General features: G+C 32.3%; 14 protein-coding genes. All 14 read right to left on the bottom strand.

Annotated features, from left to right (window positions below):
- Positions 1-17: 17 nt before the first annotated feature.
- Complete coding sequence (locus EYW44_RS00190; protein ID WP_132721183.1) at positions 18-914, bottom strand: GTP-binding protein; 897 nt, start codon at positions 912-914, stop codon at positions 18-20.
- A 134-nt stretch (positions 915-1,048) separates the two neighbouring features.
- Positions 1,049-2,737 (bottom strand): PhoX family protein, encoded by a 1,689-nt coding sequence (locus tag EYW44_RS00185; protein ID WP_243643578.1) that lies wholly within the window; start codon positions 2,735-2,737, stop codon positions 1,049-1,051.
- Between the two features lie 41 nt (positions 2,738-2,778).
- Positions 2,779-3,276, bottom strand: coding sequence for a hypothetical protein (locus EYW44_RS00180; RefSeq protein WP_132721181.1), 498 nt, complete (start codon positions 3,274-3,276; stop codon positions 2,779-2,781).
- Complete coding sequence (locus EYW44_RS00175) at positions 3,276-3,752, bottom strand: hypothetical protein (RefSeq protein WP_132721179.1); 477 nt, start codon at positions 3,750-3,752, stop codon at positions 3,276-3,278. The genes EYW44_RS00180 and EYW44_RS00175 overlap by 1 nt, the downstream gene beginning before the upstream one ends.
- 3 nt (positions 3,753-3,755) lie before the next feature.
- Positions 3,756-4,418 (bottom strand): GTP cyclohydrolase I FolE, encoded by a 663-nt coding sequence (gene folE / locus EYW44_RS00170; protein WP_132721177.1) that lies wholly within the window; start codon positions 4,416-4,418, stop codon positions 3,756-3,758.
- Between the two features lie 7 nt (positions 4,419-4,425).
- Positions 4,426-4,815, bottom strand: coding sequence for a MerC domain-containing protein (locus EYW44_RS00165; RefSeq protein WP_132721175.1), 390 nt, complete (start codon positions 4,813-4,815; stop codon positions 4,426-4,428).
- Between the two features lie 103 nt (positions 4,816-4,918).
- On the bottom strand, positions 4,919-5,968 hold the full coding sequence (locus EYW44_RS00160; RefSeq protein ID WP_132721173.1) for a succinylglutamate desuccinylase/aspartoacylase family protein: 1,050 nt from the start codon (positions 5,966-5,968) through the stop codon (positions 4,919-4,921).
- Between the two features lies 1 nt (position 5,969).
- The gene (locus EYW44_RS00155; RefSeq protein ID WP_165872121.1) at positions 5,970-7,316 is read right to left on the bottom strand and encodes a DUF3526 domain-containing protein; all 1,347 of its coding nucleotides are present in this window, start codon (positions 7,314-7,316) and stop codon (positions 5,970-5,972) included.
- 1 nt (position 7,317) lies between these two features.
- Positions 7,318-8,763 carry an ABC transporter permease gene (locus tag EYW44_RS00150; protein ID WP_132721169.1) on the bottom strand — a complete coding sequence of 482 codons (1,446 nt, stop codon included), beginning with the start codon at positions 8,761-8,763 and terminating at the stop codon, positions 7,318-7,320.
- 5 nt (positions 8,764-8,768) lie between these two features.
- Positions 8,769-11,270: a TonB-dependent receptor gene (locus EYW44_RS00145; RefSeq protein WP_132721167.1), complete on the bottom strand. Its 2,502-nt coding sequence runs from the start codon at positions 11,268-11,270 to the stop codon at positions 8,769-8,771.
- 26 nt (positions 11,271-11,296) lie between these two features.
- A complete protein-coding gene (locus EYW44_RS00140) occupies positions 11,297-11,989 on the bottom strand; it encodes an ABC transporter ATP-binding protein (RefSeq protein ID WP_132721165.1) in 693 nt (230 codons plus the stop codon).
- Between the two features lie 186 nt (positions 11,990-12,175).
- Positions 12,176-12,520, bottom strand: a complete 345-nt coding sequence (locus EYW44_RS00135) for a hypothetical protein (RefSeq protein WP_132721163.1) — start codon at positions 12,518-12,520, stop codon at positions 12,176-12,178.
- Between the two features lie 110 nt (positions 12,521-12,630).
- Positions 12,631-13,608 carry a PorP/SprF family type IX secretion system membrane protein gene (locus tag EYW44_RS00130; RefSeq protein WP_132721161.1) on the bottom strand — a complete coding sequence of 326 codons (978 nt, stop codon included), beginning with the start codon at positions 13,606-13,608 and terminating at the stop codon, positions 12,631-12,633.
- Positions 13,609-13,615: 7 nt separating this feature from the next.
- Entirely contained in the window at positions 13,616-22,888 is a 9,273-nt protein-coding gene (locus EYW44_RS00125) for a BspA family leucine-rich repeat surface protein (protein ID WP_132721159.1), read from the bottom strand.
- Positions 22,889-22,980 lie beyond the last annotated feature (92 nt).

Raw genomic sequence — 22,980 nt, 5'->3', positions numbered from 1 at the left:
ATACTAAATACTAATGTCTAAACACTACAAACACCAATAACTTCCGTTAACATTTCTATGCTACTTCCAGGTCCTATAGTTAATAATTTAGCACCAGTAATAGGCGTTCCGTTAAAAGGTCTTATGTGAACTTCACCATCTGGTTTACGTTCAAAATAAGTATAATTATCATCCTCTCCTACAATAGTACATCCTTTCACCCTGAGAATACTACTCGGAATTTCTTTACATATAAAATGAATATAAGCTTCACTTGGTAAATTGGGTAAATCAACAGAACAAGAAGCCCAGTGTGCTTTTTTATGATCTAACTTTTGAGCTTTGTTAGTAGATGGTGTTAATTCTGGTAACAATAAAACATCTAAATCATCCATGGTTACTATTTTAACTAATGGATTTAATTTGTTTAACTCATCAATTACCTGATTTTTTCGCTCTTCACTTTGTCCCTCTACATGCGTTAATATTACCAATGATGATACCTGAATTTGATTGGCTTCTAACTCATTATTTTCTCCTCGTTTTTGCCAGTTTTTTACATCAACAACCGAAACTTGTATAGGTGGTAAAAAGCGCTCTTCTATTCCTACTCCTAAAAACTCCATTAACGAGCATGCATCTGAGGTACCATTGGCTTCTATTAAAGTTACTCCCCTATCTCTTTCAGGAATTCTATTTACCGTATTTCTTAATTCAACAATTCCGCTACAACAAATACAACTACCACTCAACGCTTTAATTGTATTACCGTCAACCAAACTTGTTAATTGCTGTGCATCCATGTTGGCATTTTCATAATCGTTTAAAACTACAAAAGGTTTCCAATCTTTATTTGTAAAACTATGCACTAAATGTTTTAAAAGCGTTGTTTTACCTGCTCCTAAAAAGCCTACTATTGTTATAATAGCTTCCATTTTTTCTTCTCTTTATTTGTTATAGAGTATTAAGTAGGCAGTATCTAGTATTAAGTACAAAGTGACAAGTACTTATCTCTTAATACTTTGTACTCACTACTCACTACTCAGTACTTAATACTTTGTACTCAATACTAAACCTCTATCTCGTTTAATCTATTCATTTTTTCAATTAAATCTCCCTTAATAGCTACTACAGCTGATTTCGGAATATTATCTGCATCAAAAGGCCACTTACTAGTAGGATTTTTAATGTCTTCTGTTTGTTCTCCTGGATGTTGAACACTTAAAAATAATGTTTTTCCGTCTGGAGAAAACCATGGACCAGTAAGCTCTGCATCTTTTGGTGCTGAAGCTACACGAATTACTTTACCTGCATCTTTACCTGATCTAGGAATAACAAATAAACTGTTGTTTTTAAAAGGCATATAAGGTTTGTCTTCTCTATTCATAGAACTACCAGACATATCACTAGTCATCCATAAATTTCCTGATAAATCAAAAGCCAAATTATCTGGACAAGAAAAACCGTTTTCCTCTCCTCCTGCTATGTAAGTAGATGCTTTAAATGTTAATGCATCAAAAGCGCCTTCAGTTTCTTCTATTTTTAAAATAGATCCGTGATAATCACCTTTATCTTTATTATTCGTTAAGGTAACAAAAATATTTCCTGTTACTGGATCTATTTCAATATCTTCAGGCCTATTTAACTCAGTAGCTCCTACTAGCTTTGCTGCTTCACGGGCTCTTACTAATACTTCTGTTTGATTTTTAAACTTCTCTTTTAAAACAGCTTGTGTTTCCCAATCTAAAGACAACCATTTTCCATTTACTGTATCTGCTACATACAGCGTTCCTTCTTTTAACGATCCTGGTTTAGATGAAATAAACTTATATAAGTGTTCACTATTTTTGTCGTCTCCTGTATATGCTACTACACGTTTATCTTTTAATTCGTATAACGTACAACATTCGTGTGCAAATCGTCCTAAAGCAACGTGTTTTTGCGCTGTACCGTCTTTTGGATTTACCTCTACTACCCAACCATAATGTTCTGGCGGATATTCATAAAAATTTTCCCAACCGCTTCTACTTGGTCTGTGAGTTGCTTTATTATTTTCATCATATTCAGTTTCTCCAAAGAAACCATCGTAGTTTTCTTCACAGGTTATAAAGGTATTCCAAGGTGTAATTCCTCCTGAACAATTACTATTGGTTCCTATTACTGTTGAAGCTCCTTTTATAGGCGTATCCCAATTTAATTTAATAGGTGTTTGAGCAGTAATTCGTCTGTTATGAGGATCGTTTTTTACAATCTCCCACTTGCCATCAACTTCTTTAATTCTTACTATACTACCTCCTACATTGTACATTTCTTTGTCAACTTGCTCTTTTGTACGATGCGCTATCGGGTTCTCAAATTCTCTGTGATTAAAATCTGAAACAAAAAGAGGATTAACATATTCGTGATTTACCCATAAAAGTCCGTCTTTAGGATTTTTCTCATCAAAAGGCAAAAAGCACGTAAAATCATTATTAAATCCAAATGCGTCAACATCACTTATTTTATCTCCCCATTTAACAATTGTATGGTAATTTAATCCTTCAGATAATAATAAATCATCCGCATCAGAAGGCTGAATAGCTTTTAGTGTCACTTCTTTTAATTTTGCCAAATACTCATCTGATATTTTTTCTGATTTAGACGGTGTTGTGGTGTTACCGCAACTTACCAAAAATGGTGGTACTGCTACAATTCCTATACTAGCTTTTCCTAAAAAGGAAATGAATTTTCTTCTGTTATAGTCCATAATAGTTTTCATGAAAAAACTACAAAACCAATCAAGTTGATTTTGTAGTTCTTTTAGTTTAAACAATACTTATCAATACATACCAAACTAGGGTAAATATCGCTGAAAGTATCTCCTTGTTTATTGTAAATTTTAGCACTAATTTGAACTGAATCAAGAAAAGACTGATGAAATTCAAATTGGAGCTCTTTTATTTTTATGTTTAAATAATGAGAGAGTATGTAAAACGCTCTGTTTGTTGTAGAACTTGTTACAGTTGCATACTTTTTATGTGTTGACATTTCTTGGTAGAAATCTCTTAAACCAGTAATATATTCGTATTTCTGATTCTCTAAAGCATCTAGTATAATGTAGTTTTCATCAGACAATACAAAAATCACCTTAGTTATTAAATGTTTACGAACTATTTGCTTTAGTTGTAATAGTGTTTGACTATTAAATACAACAGAATTGCCTAGAGAAGTATAAAAATAATTTTCATTTTTAAATGTACTGTCAATAACAGTCTCCAAACAATCTGTTGGACATATAAAATATAAATGCTTACGCATTATACTGCTGGAACCTCAATTTTGTATGGGAAAGATGAATGGTGTAAATCAATTTTTAATTTTCCATCAACTAACTTGTAACCAAACGTATATTCTACTTTTGCTTCATCACCTTCTACAGTTGTAAAAAAGTAATTACCCATAGCTATGGCTCTATCTTCTTGTAAAATAATACCAGCGTTTTCAAATCTTACCTTTGTCCAAGGTTGAATCGCAAATCCTTTATCTTCTTTACAAGCACGATCATCACCTGCTATAAAATAAGATTGAGCTTCTGCTTTTGATGGTCTAAACTGTTCTACTTCACATTTTGTAGGTTTAAATAAAACTGTACCTAATTCAAATGCATATAAATCATCTAAAAACTCGCTTGTAAAGTTTACACAGTTTGTTCTTTCTTCTTTTAACGAACCTATCTTTACTACTCCATTCCCCCAGTTTTCTTGTGCTGCTAACACTTGTTCTTTTGTTATCATTATTTATAATTTTTGGTTATTTACTATGTTTAAAAACTCGTCACGCTTTACTTTTTCTTCAAATACACCTCCAAATTCAATGGTTGTTGTAAAGCTATCTTTATCTTTTATTCCTCTTGAGGATACACATAAATGTTTTGCACAAATCATTACAATTACATCTTCTGTTTCTAATGTGCCTTGTAAATCTTTCAGAATTTGTAATGATAATCTTTCTTGAACCTGAGGACGGTGTGCATAATAATCTACCAAGCGATTAATTTTTGATAGTCCGATAACTTTGTCTTTTGGTATGTAAGCAATATGGGCATGCCCAGTAATTGGTAAAAAGTGATGTTCGCACGAAGAATCTATAGTTATGTTCTGTTCAACAAGCATTTTTTTATATCCGTACTTATTTTCAAATACTGATAATTTTGGCTTATTTTCAGGATTTAAACCATAAAACAGTTCTTTAACATACATCTTTGCAAATCGATAAGGAGTACCAGATAAACTATCGTCTGTTAAATCTAAGCCTAGCTCTTCCATTATTTTTCCGAAATGATGTTGTATGTTTTTGATTTTCTCTTCATCAGATTTATCAAAAGCATTTGGTACCATTGGTGTTTCTACACTCGAAGAAATATGGTTATCTCCTATTATCTCAATTTGCTTTTTATCCATTTTTTGCTCAACATTTATCGGTTTCACATTGACAATATCTCTGATTATACAAGTGAAGAACCACCAGTACTATTGCTGGTATGTAATTAAAAAACTCAGGTATGTGGAATATTTTTAAATTTTCGTTCATTATTACTAAAAACAACAAAAACCAACTTACCCAAAGTGCTTGTTTAATGTTATTTGAAGTAGTTGTTTGTATTGAATAATACACTGCTAAACCAGATATTATTAAAAAACAATAATCTACTAATTTCCACCATGTAGGCACGCCTACACTACAACATGAAGCAGAAGCATGAACTAAAAAAAGAAAAGGAGTTGCTATACAATGTAATAAACAAAGAGTACTTGCAAACATCCCCAATGCATCTGACTTTAATGTAATCAATCTCATATATAACTATTAATGCAACTAAGTCGCACACGTAAAAATACTATTTTTTCTAAAAACTTAGTTGATTTTGTGATGTATTAAAAAATTACAACAATAATTTAACTTATTTAACCTTACCTATAGTAACTAAAGTTTCTCCTTTATTAACTGGCGGAGTACCAATTATTAACAGAATTACACCATTTGACTTGGCATAAATAGTTTCTAAAGTATTACCAAAATAATCTGTAATCTCTCCTATTTTCATTCCTTTTGTAACATAATCACCTGACTTCTTTTCTGTATAAAAAATTCCATTGTAATTACTACTTTGGTAAACTCTATCATCTATAAAGAGATACTTATTATTTACAGCATTACTTACAGATAACATTTGAAGATGCACTAACATATTTAAAACACCTTTTTCTATTTTACGTACTAAATGGTCTTGTGTACCTCCTAATTTTCCGCATTCAATATCTACAGAGGGAATATTTCTTTTAAAAGCCTCTGCTGAACAGTATAAACTCAATTCATTTTTCTTAAGATATTTCTTACCATCTGTTTTAAAAACTATGACGTGATCAAAAAGTAATGCCTTAGCCATTTCTCTTCCTTTTTGAGATGCTTCTGGCATTGATGTGTTAGAATAATAAGCTGCATAAGCCATTAAATCTTCGGGTGCATCGCCGGCATGTGCATCTAAAAAGAAATCAGACTTTGCAATTACATTGTTGGTTATAAAATTTGCTATTTTTTGAGTAACTGTTCCTTTGGCATCCCCTGGAAAAGATCTGTTTAAATTTTTACCATCTAACGGATTTATAAAAGGAGCTCTTTTAGAAAAACTACCTACATTGGCAATTTGAACTAAAATAACGACTCCTTTTAATAACTTAGGATTGATACTTTTAATTAACCGTTGTCCTGCCAAAATAGGAGGATACTCATATCCGTGAACTCCGGCAGTGATACCTAAAACAGGACCTTGTTCTGCTCCACAGAAAACAGTTATAGGTATAAATGTTTCAATAGTTCCATCAGAAATAGGAACTTTAAAATGTTGTTTAGTTCCAGCAGCTACTGTTTTACCATAAAACTCAAAGGAATTTTGCGCATAAGTGCCAAGACTAAACAACAGACTAAATAATGTGATAACAAATGACTTCACTTTAAGAGAATTTTTTAGCGTTTATAAAAAAACTAAATCCTAATAACAATAATGTTACCAACACTATAGGGAATACTGTTTTAAACAAATTGAAATTACTACTATCTTCATAATACTCTGGTTTAAACTCATTCCAATCTACACTATCAACAGGATCATTTTCAAAAATCTTAGGATAAAACTTTAAACGAACTCTTTCGTGAAAATCGGTTGTTGCGTTTAAAAACCGTACTTGATCTGTTAAACTTGTATTTGCGATGGCATTCATAGATAATTGTACCTGTAAAGGAGGAAAAAACTGTGCTATTTGCTTGCTTAATCGCTCTCTTTTATCAATTTTATCGTACATCTGGTCTCTTTCTAACTTCGATTCGTCATCACCCATTTGTTGCATTGCATAGTACCACAACCAAGTAAATCCTTCTTTTTGTAACTTATATTTAGAGAATTGTGGATAATGTTTGTAAAATTTATCCATCGTTTCTTCTTTATCTGTATCCCATCTTTTGTGGTATTCATCTCTTTGCTTAATCGTCATAGAAAAAGCCTCTTCTACTGGGTATTTATTTGCTATGTAATTACTTACTAATACTGGTAAAAACACCACTAACACTAACCATGTTGTTAATAAAGTAATGGCGTTGGTATTTGATGATTTTCTTAATAGAATTACAAAAAAGCAAAGTGCAAACCAAAATAGAATATACACATAACTGATACTTATCATTTGCCAAAAAGCTGTGGTAAATGGTATGCCTAAAATTATTTTAGCTAATAAAAATAACACACCTAAAACGATGCTTATAAATAATAATCGGATTGATAATTTTAATAGTAAGTATTTGAAAGTAGAAGTACCTTGAATAGTTACCATTTTCCAAGTTCCATTTTCCTCTTCTTCAGATAAAATATTAAAGTTTAAAGCTATAATTACTAACGGAAAAAGAAAAATGATTAAAAAACTAAGATCTAAATTCCCAGCTTGCAATCGCATTGGATTGACCAAATCGGTATCATATTTTTGACCTTCCAGATTTAAAATAGTTACATTTTGTATGTGAGCATTCACATCACTTTGTCCAATCGCAATTCCTGCAATAGGATTTAATGGATTTATAAATGAAAACTTTAAATAGTAAGACAACAAACCAATATCATCTTTATGAAAAGAAACTTGTCTTTTTAAATGTTTTTCTTGTTGCTCTATAGTTTTATTAATTGCTATTTCCTTTTGATTTAAAAATTGTTTTCCGGTAGCAATTCCTAAAACACCTAAAAACAGTAAAATTCCAAAAGCTAGCAATACTGTTTTTGATCTAAAAAACTGTTTGATTAATAATTTGTACACGTTAAATAATTTTAAATCGATTAGAAAATTTGATCATTAATACAAAAGCTACAATACTCCAAAGAATTAAAGATATGAGTGCCAACAATTGATTTTTTAGGGTTACTGAAACTGTAATAAACTCATAACTAAACTTTGGGGCAGATTTCCAATACTCTCTATCTATCACATGTACTTTTCCTTCACTACTTTTTGCTTTATTACTGATGAATTTCATCTGCAATTCATTCATATACTGAGATTGCTTATATCTGTAATCTTCAGTTTGTAGTAAAAAATTAACGTAGGTTTCAAAATCTGTTGCCGATAAACTCATTGACAAATTCTTAATTGCTAAATAAGGATTGATAATTACCAAACCATTTGTAATACTGTTTTGATTTTTATACGTCTGAATTAATTTAGCTTGCTCTACATTATAAATTTTTGCAGTTTGCTCCTCACCTTTCCCCATTATAAATCCACTATAATTGAAAGGTAAATCTTTTACATCAGTAACATTATGAGCTTTTAAAATGGAATCTCTAATACCATTAAAATAAGGATCGTCAGGATTGTGACCATCTCCTTGCTTAGAAACTTCTTCTTCTATAGCCGCACTAAATTCAATTTTTGACGGATTTGGGTATACTGAACCTCCAACTACTTGAGCTGTTTTAGGTATAATGATAAAAAATAACAACCATCCTCCTAAAAGAGTCAGTAATGCTTTATTTGAGTTGGTACTTCTTCCAGAAATAAGTACCGTTACTCCACATAAAATCAAGTAAAAAACTAGGTAACTTAAAGTAATTATAACTGCTCTTGCAATTATTGCACTATTAGCTATTTCATGTTCAAATATAGAAATGCTCCACATTGCCAGCATTGCTGGTACAAAAAACAAAGAAGCTATTAAAAATAATCCTAATGACTTACCTAACAAGATTTCTTTCATTCCTACTCCTTGAGTATAGTAAATCTTTAAAGTTCCATTCTCCTTTTCAAAAGTTATAGAAGAGTATCCTATAAAAAATATAATTAAAGGTAGAATTAACTGCAATAGCATGGCAATATTTAAATCTCCAAAACGTACCAAACCAGTTGCTAAGCTTGCTTCTGAAAAATTAGCTGTATGTTGTTTATGAGCTTCTAAAAAAATAGAATTACCTGTGTAACTTTCTATACCTGAATCGAAAATACTTAATGGGTGTTGTAAACGAAAAGCAAACGTTCCAAAATGCGCCATTCGATGAGGGTGCTTATCCGGATTGTCTTCCCAACTTTTTCTTGCTTTGTCTTCATGGTGTTCAACTACATCATGATTTGCTTCAAAAGCACTCCAACCACTTACTGTAATGTAAACTAATACTAATATAAAAGTTGATAATAGTGCTAAAAGACCTTTATTGCTAAAGGTCTTTTTAAAAAACTGTTTCGCTATGAGTAAAACAACTTTAGTTTTCATATAATTTAAAATTTATATGTAGCATTTAATAATACATTTCTTGGTGCACCAGGACCTAATCTAGATGGATTTAAACCTCCTAGCCAATAAGTGCTGTTAAATAAATTATTCACCTTAAGTGTTAACTGAATTCCTGTATTGTTTGGTTTGTAGTACATAGCAGCATCAAATACTGTATACTCAGGAAGTAATACTCTATCTGTAGCATATGTAGGATTATACCAAGTATATCTATTATCTACATACTGCACTCCAAAACCAAGTCCGATACCTCTTAATGTTTTATTATTAAAGTCGTAGCGTCCCCAAAAGTTTGCATTGTGCTTTGGAGCTCCACCAATTCGCTCTCCTATAAATTCTGGAATAGCATCTTCAACAATTTTAGCATCATTATATCCATAAGATGCTGTAAGCTGAAGATTTGGCAATACAGAACCTGAAACATCCATTTCAATACCTCTACTTCTCTGTTCTCCTCTTGTGGTTAAGTTATCTAAATCGTAAGTATCACCTAATAAAATGTTCTTTTGAGTGATATTAAAAACGGCAAGGTTTGCAAATATTTTACCATTCATAAACTCTCCTTTAGCTCCAACTTCAATTAAAGCACTTTCTAAAGGATCAAATCTTGCTGGAGAAGCTGACCAAAAGAATCCTTCGGCAGTTGGTGATAAAGACACTGTATTTGTATGAGGTTGAAAACCTTCTAAATACGTTGCATAAGCACTAATATCTTCTGTTATTTCATAAGTTAAACCTAACCTAGGAATGATGGCATTATTCTTAAATTCAATTTCATTAGCTCCCTTGTAATTAAAAGTATCGTTAAACCACTCATATCGTAAATTTACCAATGCTGAAAACTTTCCTATTTTAAACTGATTTTGAATGTAAACACCATTTGATGTAGTTAAGTTTGCTGGGATTGTTAACTCAGCTAAATTGTAATTATCGGTATTTCTTGCTCCATTAAAAGGATTTTCTAAATCGAAATGAGGAACGGCTGGTACAGGCATTGTAACTCCGTCTACTACCATTTGTTGAAAATTCGCTGCATTCGCTGGATCGAAATTAGCTTGTCCACCACTTACTGTTAAGTACCTTCTAGCTCTTAAAAATCCAGCTCCAATTTTTCTTTCCCAAAAAGAAGCATCATATCCAACTAAAATTTTGTTGGTGATATTTTCGCTTTTAATATCATAATTGAAGAAAGCACTAAAGTTATCAGTTTCCCAAAACTGTTGTCTTCTATCGTATCTCATTCTTGCAAGTGTAGGAATAACATTACCTGCAATATCTACTGCTGTACCATCTACTCTATGCTCTGCTAAATCTTCATCCCAAGTTTGCTTCATAAACTGAGCATTGAAACCAAAATTCTCTGTGAACTTTTTACTAAAGTTTACCATAAACATTAATTCTTTCGTTTTATAATGATCACTTGAAGCTCCTACATTCATGGTAATAGGAGTACTATTAATATCAAACTCACCATTGATTGCTCCAAAAATAGGTTGCCCTCTATCTAAATTACCTTCTGCATTGTTGTAAATCATTTCAACATTAAGTGAGGTACTTTCGTTAGGAATGTAACTAAATGATGGTGATATTAAAATAGCATTATTGTTTACTACATCTCTAAATGAATCTGCCTCTTGAAAAGCAGCATTAAAACGATATAATAATGTTTTCTCTTCATTTAAAGGACCTGTAAAATCTGCAGCCGCTCTTATCGTTCCAAAACTACCAGTAGTAGCAGAAACTTCATTTCTCTTTTCTGCTAAAGGCTTTTTAGTTACCATATTTACAGTTCCTCCTGGATCTGCACTTGAAAAAGTTACTGATGATGGTCCTTTAATTACCTCTACACGCTCTAAATGAGATGTTATCGGTTGTAAAAAATAATATTGACGCGTACGCATTCCATTAATAACTTGTCCATCATCAGCCTGAGTAATACCTCTAATATTATAATGATTATACAAACCTGTAACAGCAACATTACTTACAGCTTTTACAGCATCAGGTAACTGAAATGATAAACGATCTGAAATAAGTTCTTTGGTTACTGTAGATACAGATTGTGGCAACTCTTTATTTTTAATTGCAATTTTTGTAGCAGAAAAAGAATAGTCACTATTGTAATCTTTTCTCTTTCTTCCTAAAACTTCAACAGATTGTAATAATTCAACAGACTCTTCAAGAACAATAGTTCCTAAATTGATGTCTTGTCCGTTTGTTACTGAAACTACTTTCGTAAATGTATTAAAACCTATAAATGTAATACCAATGGTATACGTTCCTTCTTCATTTATAGTTAAACTAAAATCTCCTTCAGCGTCTGAATTAACGCCACTTTTCTTTTGAGATTCACTAGTTGAAATAATATTGGCTCCTGGTATAGGAGAATTGTCAGAATCTAAAATTTTCCCCGATATTTTAGATTGTGAAAAACTTACTTGAATAGTAAGTAAAATAATAGTTAGGATTATATAATTAAACTTCATTATTAAATGATTAAAATATGTAATAGTTAAATTGTTTTGATGTACAATTCTTGTAATTCTTGAGCTGAAATTTTATCTGTTTCTGCAACATGCACTAGAGACCCTTCCTTCATAATCCCTATTCTTGCACATATATTTACTGCATTGAAAATATCATGAGTTGCCATTAAAATGCCTACCCCTTCACTAGACAATTTTTTACAAGTATTGGCAAACTCCACAGATGCTTTCGGATCTAAACCAGAAGTAGGTTCATCCATTAATATATAGGAAGCTTTTTTAGCTAAAGCAATGGCTATTCCTACTTTTTGGCGCATTCCTTTAGAATACTTTTTTAATTTTTTTCCAAAGGCTTCTTCTTGTAAATTAGCTTGTTTAAGAAAAGATTCCAATTCTTCTTGAGTATATTCAAATCCTGCTAACTGACTGAAAAAGTCTAAGTTTTCTAAACCAGTCATGTTGGTATACAGTTGAACTATTTCAGGAATATAGGCTATTGAATTTCTTGTAGATTTATTATTTGTTACAGAACTATCATCTATCAAAGCCTCTCCTGAAGAAGGCTCTAATAGTCCTAAAAAAATATTGATAGTTGTAGTTTTACCTGCTCCATTTTGTCCTAATAAACAAAAAATTTCTCCAGGAGCTACAGTAAAACTTAAATCCTTGAGCGCTAATACGTCGTTATAGCGCATGTTAAGCTTTTTTGCTTGTAACATAACGATGTTGTTTTAATAAAAAAATGATTGATATGCCCTTAAAAGAGTAAGAGCTTATAGTTTACAGGCATGAATGCTGTAAAAGAAACGAAACATGTTAACCCAATAATTTGTGTACTGATAGATATATTACATGTTTAGTAAAAAGTAATACGACTAAAAATAAAATTGAATGGTGATAATATGTTATGAAATTAAACTTGGTGGTGATCTTGACTGTTTAAAGTAAAGTATTACAGGTATGAATTTATCATCCTGCTGTATAATCCTACTTTCAATAAACAAAGGAGAAATAATTGGTACGTAAGATATCTTAGCTTGAGTTAACTCAACATCTAAATAGATATCACAAATAGTACATTGTTCCTCTAACTCAACGTCATCAAACTCTAATACAGTAGATAAATTAGTTGAATGACGACTGTCTGAATGATCTTCATGATGTTCAATCGTATGAAAAAGAATAGCAAAGTGCGTCATTAAAATGACTACAGAAAGAAAAAAACTTGCTATTTTTTTAAAATTAAACATCTAGCAAAGATATAATTTATCTAAATCATCTTTCTATTAAAGCTCATTAAATATCATAATAGTATGTTAATTTAACACTTTAAACAAAATCGCTTATTTAAGTTAATTTTTTAGTAGTATCTGGGTAATCTTCTAAGTTTATCTTTTAAATCAATATCATAAAGCAACATTATTTCATGTGATCCATTATTATTGAGTACATTACCTACAGAAAAATCATATGAGTACCCTACTCTAAGGTGATCATTTACATGTATTGCTGCTATGCAACCAATTGATTCTTTTAAACGATATGAAACTCCTATTTCAAATTTATCTTCAATAAAAGCCGTATTTGAGATATCTAAAGCAGTGGGAATAATAGATGAATACCTTACCATAAATGCTGGTTTAAACTTTAGTTTTTCACTAATTTTAAACACATAACCAGCCCCAAAATACAAAGTACTATTTCTAGATGTTTCTGTTATGACATTAGTTGCATTTAATGTTTCAAAAAAGTTTGTACTTAACACATTTGGCATTGATAAGCTTACATAAAAATCTTCTTCTTTAAAATACACTCCAAACCCTAAGTTTGGATATATATTATTAGCTAAGTTTACAAAGGAATTATCTGTATTATTAAATCTTAAAAGTGATTGATTTACATTTTGTGTTGAAATTCCAAACTTTAATCCGAAAGATAGTATCCCTTCTTTTGACACATTTACTTTATAAGATAAGTCTCCATATAAATGTGTCTCTTTAAGAGGTCCTATTTCGTTATAAATTCCAGAAAAGCCAATACCAAAAAACCTTCTTGCTCCTAAAGGTGAATGAATTCCTAAAGTTCCTGTTTTAGGTGCCCCTTCTACTCCTGTCCATTGTGTTCTACCTAATAAATTTATAGACAAAGTATTTTTTACTCCGGCATATGCCGGATTAACAATGTTCATATTATAGGTATATTGAGTAAATTGAGGATATTGCTGTCCATGTACATTTACAGAGATTAGAAGTTGTAATACACACAAAATTCCAAAATACCCTCTAACTTTCTTTTGCATAACAATACTTGTATCGATAATAATATTTCTACTTTTCATTTTTTAATTAGCGATTTAAATACACCCAAGTAGTTTTTGGCTGCTTAGAACCATTATTATAATTCAAAGAAAAATAATAGGTTCCTGTTGGTAAACTTTCTCCTTTATATGTTCCATCCCACCAAACTGGCATAGCATTTACATCTCCGTTATGTTTGTATCTATATAATTCCATACCATTTCTATCGAAAATGGTCATCTCAAAATTCGGATACAACTTCTCTAAATCCATTATTTCAAAAACATCATTATTACCATCATTATTTGGAGTAAACGCATTAGGCAACTCCAGTTGTTTTTCACCCGATTCTCTTATTATAAAATCGGCACTCACAAAATCAATTTCATAATTCATATCATCTAGTGTACCTAATTCTATAGCATACACTCCTATTTCTTCTCCTATCTCTCTTTCTAAACTTCCAGATAAAACATCTCCTGACACTAAGCTCCCTGAGGTAATTTCATAAGTCAATTCAGGATCTAAAGCACCATATCCTTTACCATTAGTATTAGCTGTAACAGTGATTGATCTTGGAGTAATTGTGAAATTTGCCGTAATAAATGTAATTGTGTAGTTAGAGTTAGATAATCCATTATTTATAGTATAATCTCCTACATCTTCTCCCGTATCTCTTACCAAACTACCAGATAAAACATCTCCTGGTTCTAAAATTCCTGTAGTAATTTGATAGCTTAATATAGGATCTAAAGTTCCATATACTTTATCTTCTGAATCTGCTGTCACTGTAATTGACTTAGGAGTAATTTCTAAATCTGCTGAAATATATCTTATTTCATAATTTGGATGAGACAACGAACTATTAATAAAATAACTACCTACATTTTCTCCTGCATCTCTTGTCAAAGTTCCAGATAAAACATCTCCAGACTCCAAACTTCCAAAAACAATTTGATACGTTAATGGCGGATCTAGTGTTGCATATTCTTTAGTTTTAGCATCTGCTGCTACTGTAATTTCTTTCGGTGTGATTATTAAATCACCTGGAATATATGTAATTGCATAATTTGGATGTGATAATGTACTATTAATCGCATAATTTCCTGCATTCTCCCCTGGAACTCTGCTCAATCCTCCAGAAAGAAAGTCACTTGGTAATAAACTTCCTGCAACAATTTGATAGGTTAATATAGGGTCTACAAAACCATATTCTTTAGTTTTAGTATCTGCTAAAATTGTAATAGCTCTTGGAAGAATAGTCAAATCATCAGAAATATAGGTAATTGTATAATTCGGGTGAAATAAAGTACTGTTAATTGCATAGTCTCCAATAGCTTCTCCTGCTACTCTTGTCAATCCTCCTGATAAAACATCTCCTGTTTCTAAACTTCCTGAAGTAATTTGATACGTTAATAACGGATCTGCTGAACCATATTCTTTGTTCTTTGCATCTGCTTTAATTGTGATTGGTTTTGCTGAAATTGTTAAATCATCAGAAACATAAGTGATTGTATAATTCGGATGAGATAAAGTGCTGTTGATTGCATAATCTCCAACAACTTCTCCCGCTACTCTAGTCAATCCTCCTGACAAAACATCTCCTGTTTCTAAGCTTCCTGTAGTAATTTGATACGTTAATAACGGATCAGCTGAACCGTATTCCTTATTCTTTGCATCTGCTGTAATCGTGATTGGTTTTGCTGAAATTGTTAAATCATCGGAAACATAAGTAATCGTATAATTCGGATGAGATAAAGTACTGTTGATTGCATAGTCACCAACAGCTTCTCCTGTTACTCTTGTCAATCCTCCTGATAAAACATCTCCTGCTTCTAAACTTCCTGCAGTAATTTGATACGTTAATAACGGATCTGCTGAACCGTATTCTTTGTTCTTTGCATCTGCTGTAATTGTAATTGGTTTTGCCGATATAGTTAAATCGTCAGAAACATAAGTGATTGTGTAATTCGGATGTGATAATGTACTATTGATGGCGTAGTCGCCAATAGCTTCACCAACTACTCTAGTCAATCCTCCTGATAAAACATCTCCCGCTTCTAAACTTCCTGTGGTAATTTGATACGTTAATAACGGATCTGCTGAACCATATTCTTTGTTCTTTGCATCTGCTGTAATTGTTATTGGTTTTGCTGAAATGGTTAAATCATCGGAAACATAAGTAATTGTGTAATTCGGATGTGATAATGTACTATTGATGGCATAGTCGCCAATAGCTTCGCCTGCGACTCTAGTCAATCTTCCTGATAAAACATCTCCTGCTTCTAAACTTCCTGCAGTAATTTGATACGTTAATAACGGATCTGCTGAACCATATTCTTTATTCTTTGCATCTGCTGTAATCGTGATTGGTTTAGCCGAAATAGTCAAATCATCAGAGACATAAGTGATTGTATAATTCGGATGAGATAAAGTACTGTTGATTGCATAGTCTCCAACAGCTTCACCTGCTACTCTAGTCAATCCGCCTGATAAAACATCTCCTGCTTCTAAACTTCCTGTAGTAATTTGATACGTTAATAACGGATCTGCTGAACCGTATTCTTTATTCTTTGCATCTGCTGTAATTGTGATTGGTTTTGGAGTTGGTGTATTAGTTAATATCAACTCAAAATTCACTTCGGCACTTCCACAAATCCCTGAATCAAATACATAAAGTGTAACTGGATATGATGTAAAATCTGAAAAATCTATCACCTCACCAGCATTGTAAGAAGTTCCTAAACCATTAGCTTGTGTATAATATTTCTCTCCTCCTGATAAATCTGTTCCTAAAATTGTTGGTAACGTGAAAGAATTAGATTGATTTACATCTGCTATAGCTGTTATTACTGTATTAGCTTCTTTTCCTCCGTCAGTAATCACCCACATATCACTAGCAATCATGTTTGCTCGTTCTGTTTCAGCTGAACAATATGTGCTATTACCACCAGAAAAATTAACATTTCGTTGTAAAACTTGTGTATTCCAACCTTTTAATAATGCATCGTAATTAGCTGTAGATAGTTTTACTCCAAAGAACATATCACTCATGTCAGTTACATTACTCACATCCCAACCACTTATATCTTGATTAAATACAATTGCTCCGCTAAACATACTTTGCATATTGGTTACATTACTAGTATCCCAGATTGAAACATTTTGATTGAATATAGTAGCTCCTTTAAACATATCTTGCATGTTTTCAACAGTACTTACATTCCAATTTGTAATATCGCCATTAAAAGATGTTGCGTTATCAAAAGCTTGAAAGCAGTTGGTCAGATTGCTTAAATCTGGTGTATCAATACTGGGATTAGTAATATTTAAATTAGAACATCCATAAAAAGCACTCTCCATAGAACTCCATTCAATATCCCCCCATTGCTCAATGGTTAAAATTTTATCTTTATCTCCTGTATTATTAAAATAAATTCTAGGGAATGTTCCTGAAATTGAAACTGTATGAACACCTGCTGTTCCATAAGTATGTGTTGCATCACCTGTTTCTACTGTTGGAGTACTTCCATCTCCCCAATCAACCCTATAATTATAAGTTTCTCCAGCAGCTGTAGGAATAGTTATAGTTTCATTTGCTGCTGTTGTTTGCCATGTGGTAATAAATGGTTTTGCTATTGAACTACAATCAGAACCTCCATCTGTAATTGCCCAAAAATCATTATCGATCATATTTTGTCTTTCCGTAGCTGCAGTACAATACGTACTATTTCCTCCAGAAAAGGTCACATTAGGTTGTAAAGTTTGTGCATTCCAGCCTTTTAGTAATGCATCATAGTTTGCTGTTGATAATTTTACCCTAGCAAACATTTGTTGCATACGAAGAACTGCGGAAACATTCCAACTACTAAGATCTTGATCAAAATTCGTAGTTCCATTAAACATGCTCTCCATGTTTGTTACGTTACTCACATCCCAACCTCCTATATCTTGATTGAATTCAGATGCGTTGGAAAACATAGAAGACATTTGTGTAACATTACTTACATTCCATCCCCCAATATCTTGATTAAATTTACTGGCACCTACAAACATCCATAACATAAGCTTCACTTTACTGGTATCCCAACCACTGATATCTCCATTAAATTTGCTAGCTCTGTAAAACATCCCTTGCATATTAGTAACATTCCCCGTATTCCAACCTTTACCTGTAGTAGTATCGAAACCGATATCTTGATTAAAAGTAAAAGCTTCTCTAAACATCGAAGCCATTTTTTCTACCTTGCTAACATCCCATCCCGATATATCTCTATTAAAGTTATTTGCTCCGTTAAACATATCGCCCATATCGGTCACACTACTGGTGTCCCAACCACTGATATTACCATTAAACACTGTAGCTTTTTGAAACATACCCTGCATATTTTCTACACTACTCGTATTCCATCCTATACCTGTACTAGCGTTAAAATTGATATCTTGATCAAACTTACCTGCCTCAAAAAACATGTAAGACATGTTTTTTACACTACTTACATTCCACTTCTCTATAGAGTGATTAAATTCTCTAGCTCCCCTAAACATAGATCTCATGCTAATAACCTTGCTCGTATCCCAACTACTTATATCAATATTGAATGTATGAGCATTAAAAAACATTCCACTCATATTTGTTACGTTACTCGTATTCCATCCACTGATATCACCATTAAATGAACTAGCTCTACTGAACATAGCACTCATATCAGTAACTTTTGATAAATCTGGATTATCAATACTTGTATTTATGATATTGAGGTTAGAACTACCTTCAAAAGCACTTTCCATAGAACTCCATTCAATATCTCCCCATTGTTCGATCGTTAAGATTTTATCTTTATCACCTCTATTGTTAAAATAAATTCTAGGGAAAACTCCTGAAATTGAAACTGTATGAACACCTGCTGTTCCATAAGTATGCGTTGCATCACCTGTTTCTACTGTTGGTATTGTTCCGTCTCCCCAATCAACAGTATAATTATAGGTTTCTCTAGCAGCTGTAGGAATAGTTATAGCTTCATTTGTTGTGGTGGTTTCCCATGTGGTAATAAATGGTTTTGCTATTGTACTACAATCAGAACCTCCATCAGTAATTGCCCAAAGATCATTATCGATCATATTTTGTCTTTCTGTAGCTGCGGTACAATAAGTACTATTTCCTCCTGAAAAAGCAACATTTGATTGTAAAACTTGTGCGTTCCAACCTTTTAATAAAGCATCATAATTAACTGTTGATAATTTTGCTCCTTGAAACATCAACCACATGCTGGTTATATTACTTACATCCCAATTTGAAATGTCTTGATCAAAAGCTACAGCATTTTGAAACATTCTTGATAAAGAAGTAGCATTACCTAAAGTCCACCCACCAATATCTTGATTAAAACTTGATGCATCTTTAAACATGAAATCTAACTCCGTTGCACTCGCTAAATTCCAACTACTAATATTTTGATTGAATGCAGAAGCTTCGTTAAACATCCATGAAAATGAATTTACTTTACCTACATTCCAGCTACTAATATTTCCATTAAAAGCAGTTGCATTACTAAACATTGCTCCCATGTTGGTTACATTACTCACATCCCAACCACCAATATTTTGATTGAAAATAGCAGCACCTTCAAACATTCTTTGCATTTGAGTTACTTTACCTGTTTTCCATGTTCCTATATTTTGGTTAAATGCCACTGTATTTTGAAACATATGATCCATGCTAGTAACGTTGCTTACATCCCACCTCCCAATATCTTGATTAAATGATGATGCTTTACTGAACATAAATCTCATATTTGTCACCTTACTAACATTCCAAGCTCCAATATTTTTATTAAAAGAAGAAGCGCTACTAAACATGCTCGACATGTTTGTTACATTAGAAACATTCCAAGCACTAATATCTTGATTGAAATTTTCTGCTACTTGAAACATTAATTTCATATCCGTAACCTTGCTAACATCCCAATTAGAAATTTCTCTATCAAACAATTTAGCTACATTAAACATTTCAGACATATTGACTACAGACGATACATTCCAGTTGTTTAAGTCTTGGTTAAAAGCTAAAGCTCTCTTGAACATTTTTGACATGTTCGTAACCTTACTAGTAATCCAGTTAGAAATTTCACCGTTGAATTTAACAGCATTTTCGAACATTGAAACCATATTATTTACTTGTCCTACATCCCACAAATTCAGATTTTGATTAAAGTTTTCAGCACTACGGAACATGGAATACATACTATTAACATTGCTAACGTTCCAACCTCCTATATCTTGATTAAAAGCTTTAGCACTATCAAACATTTGATACATTTGCGTCACTTTTTTGGTATCCCAAGCACTAATATCTTGATTAAATACAGTAGCAAAAGAGAACATTTCTCCCATATTCTCAACGTTACCTACATTCCAACTACCAATGTTTTGATTAAATGAATTTGCTGCTCTAAACATTTGCCTCATGTCAGTAACGTTACTGGTATTCCAACTAGATATATCACCGTTAAATACTGTAGCAAAATTGAACATGAAAGAACAATCTGTTACCTTACTTAAATCAGGAGTATCTATTAAAGGATTAGTAATATTAAGCTGCGAACATCCCTCAAAAGCTTCCCTCATAGAGTTCCATTCAATATCTCCCCATTGTTCAATCGTTAAGATTTTATCTTTATCTCCTGAATTATTAAAATAAATTCTAGGAAAAACTCCTGAAATTGAAACTGTATGTACGCCTGCTGTTCCATAAGTATGCGTTGCATCACCTGTCTCTACTGTTGGTGTTGTTCCGTCTCCCCAATCAACAGTATAATTATATGTTTCTCCAGCAGCTGTAGGAATAGTTATAGTTTCGTTTGCTGCTGTTGTTTGCCAAGTTGTGATAAAAGGTTTTGATGCAGGTATTGTAGTAAACGAAATACTTGAACAACCTACAGATTCACCTCCTGCATTACTTGCATAAATCGTTACGTAGTATTGCGTGTTATTTAATAAATCACTAGTAAAAGTAATACTATCTACATCACCTAAATTCGAGTTCACAATATCACTTCCTCCAGATGTACTTCCAACGGTTATACGATAATTTGTAGCTCCAACTACTTTAGTCCATTCAATACTTGGTTGTAGCGCTACTGAAGTAGCTCCAGCTACAGGCACATCAATTGTAGGGCAAGCTGGTGGTAATGGAACGGTTGTAAATTCAATAGAATGACAACCTATACGTTCTCCAACAGCACTTAATCCATAGATAGTTACATAATATTTTGTATCATGTAATAAATCATTCGTTGGTGTATACATATCCACATTGCCTAAAGAAACATCTAAAAAATCTGTACCTTTTGGCGTAGTACCTATGGTTAGATCATAACTTACCACACCTGGAGTTAAAACCCAATTTATGGGAGGTCGTGTTAATATTCTTCCTGAAACTACTTGAGTAGTACAAGTCAACTCTGGTCTTGTAGTTACTTCAATACTAATACAAGCGATATCAATATTAGCTGCATCTCTACCATAAATAGTTACATAATATTTGGTACTTGTAGCAAGTTCTTTTGTTAATTGATAAGCAGTTACATTACCTAAAACAACATCCTCAAATTCATTTCCTTTTGGAGTATTTCCTATAGTAATTCTGTAACTGTTAGCTCCAGTTATAGCATTCCAAGTAATGTTAGGTCTTAACTTTATATTATTTGCATCTGGTTGAGCTGAACAAGTTAAAGGAGGACAACTTAACCCTCCATCTTTAATATTCCATGTATTAGCAGTTTCTAAATTTGATCTTTCTGTAGCAGCTGTACAATAAGTACTGTTTCCACCATCAAAATTTAGGCTTGGTTGTACTGTTTGTGTATTCCATCCTTTTAACAAAGCATCGTAATTAGCAGTTGATAATTTTGCATTATTAAACATTCCATCTAATGTAGTAACCTGACCAATATTCCAATTACTAATATCTTGATCGAAACTAGCAGCACTTTGAAACATACGATGCATTCTAGTAACCTTACTAGTATCCCAATTACCGATGTCTTGATTAAAAGCTCTAGCACTGGAAAACATTTCATTCATTTTAGTAACTTCACCTGTATTCCAACTTCCTATATCTTGATTAAAAGCGGTAGCACTCGAAAACATTGCCCACATTGAAGTTACTTTGCTTACATTCCAACCTCCAATATCTCCATTAAAAGCAAAGGCTCTAGCAAACATAGTTTCCATTTTTTCTACTTTACCTGTATTCCAACGTCCTATATTTTGATTGAATGCTCTAGCATCTGAAAACATACCATACATATCAGTAACCTTACTAACATCCCAACCTCCAATATCTTGATTGAATGCTCTAGCTGATGAAAACATAGTTCGCATAGTATTAACCTTTCCTACTTGCCAAGCACTTATATCTTGATTGAATACTAAGGCAGCACCAAACATCGAACGCATATTTGTAACGTTATTTACGTTCCATTTACTAATATCTTGATTAAATACTACAGCTCTCTGAAACATTTCTTCCATAGAAGCAACATTACCAACATCCCAATTGGTAAGCTTTCCGTTGAATGCTTCTGCTTCTTTAAACATTCTAACCATATTTGTTGCTGATTTTGGATTCCAGTTTTCTAAATCTTGATTGAAAACTTCTGCTCCATTAAACATTGACTCAAATGACAGCACTTGCTCTACATTCCAAGAACTAATATTTCCATTAAAAGCTTTGGTATTTGAGAACATAAATCCCATTTGAGTAACTTTACTTACATCCCAACTACTCAAATCTTGATTAAAAACATCATTAGCAGAAAACATACTACTCATGTTAGTAATGTTACTCACATTCCAACCACTAACGTCTCCATTAAAAAGAGTTGCTCCTCTAAAAGCAGAAGACATACTTGTTACATTTGTTAAATTAGGATTTCCAGCAGCAGGATTTGTAATATTAAGTTTTGTACATCCCCAGAAAGCTCCTAAAAATGAAATCCAAGGATTATCTCCCCATTGCTCTATGGTTAGAATTTTATCTTTATCTCCAGAGTTAAAAAAATAGATCTGAGGAAAGGTTCCTGAAATCGTGATGGTATGAATTCCTGGCATTGCATAATTATGAGTTGCATTACCTGTTTCATTAGTAGTAATAGTACCATCTCCCCAATTAACGTTATAGTTATACGTTTCTAAAGAATTAGTAGGTATAGTTATCGATTCATTTGCTGTAGTGGTTTCCCATGTAGTAATAAACGGAGTTTGACCGTAAACTAAACATTGAAGCAACAATAATAGCAGCAATATTTTTTTATTCATCTTTCATGTTTGATTTAATAGCGCAAAATTAATTTGCATAACCAAACACAACATCCCTGAATTCAGGGATATTATAAATAATTAAATAAATA

The sequence above is a fragment of the Tenacibaculum sp. M341 genome (assembly GCF_004337695.1).
Lineage (GTDB): Bacteria > Bacteroidota > Bacteroidia > Flavobacteriales > Flavobacteriaceae > Polaribacter.
The sequence above is the reverse complement of the archived record's forward strand: the minus strand, read 5'-3'. Positions and strand labels throughout refer to the sequence as shown.

Excerpts from the sequence above, each read along its gene's own strand:
- EYW44_RS00125 (WP_132721159.1), bottom strand. The coding sequence starts at position 22,888 with ATGAATAAAAAAATATTGCTGCTATTATTGTTGCTTCAATGTTTAGTT.
- folE (WP_132721177.1), bottom strand. The coding sequence starts at position 4,418 with ATGGATAAAAAGCAAATTGAGATAATAGGAGATAACCATATTTCTTCG.
- EYW44_RS00185 (WP_243643578.1), bottom strand. The coding sequence starts at position 2,737 with ATGAAAACTATTATGGACTATAACAGAAGAAAATTCATTTCCTTTTTA.
- EYW44_RS00150 (WP_132721169.1), bottom strand. The coding sequence starts at position 8,763 with ATGAAAACTAAAGTTGTTTTACTCATAGCGAAACAGTTTTTTAAAAAG.
- EYW44_RS00175 (WP_132721179.1), bottom strand. The coding sequence starts at position 3,752 with ATGATAACAAAAGAACAAGTGTTAGCAGCACAAGAAAACTGGGGGAAT.
- EYW44_RS00145 (WP_132721167.1), bottom strand. The coding sequence starts at position 11,270 with ATGAAGTTTAATTATATAATCCTAACTATTATTTTACTTACTATTCAA.
- EYW44_RS00135 (WP_132721163.1), bottom strand. The coding sequence starts at position 12,520 with ATGTTTAATTTTAAAAAAATAGCAAGTTTTTTTCTTTCTGTAGTCATT.
- EYW44_RS00190 (WP_132721183.1), bottom strand. The coding sequence starts at position 914 with ATGGAAGCTATTATAACAATAGTAGGCTTTTTAGGAGCAGGTAAAACA.
- EYW44_RS00140 (WP_132721165.1), bottom strand. The coding sequence starts at position 11,989 with ATGTTACAAGCAAAAAAGCTTAACATGCGCTATAACGACGTATTAGCG.
- EYW44_RS00180 (WP_132721181.1), bottom strand. The coding sequence starts at position 3,276 with ATGCGTAAGCATTTATATTTTATATGTCCAACAGATTGTTTGGAGACT.
- EYW44_RS00165 (WP_132721175.1), bottom strand. The coding sequence starts at position 4,815 with ATGAGATTGATTACATTAAAGTCAGATGCATTGGGGATGTTTGCAAGT.
- EYW44_RS00130 (WP_132721161.1), bottom strand. The coding sequence starts at position 13,608 with ATGAAAAGTAGAAATATTATTATCGATACAAGTATTGTTATGCAAAAG.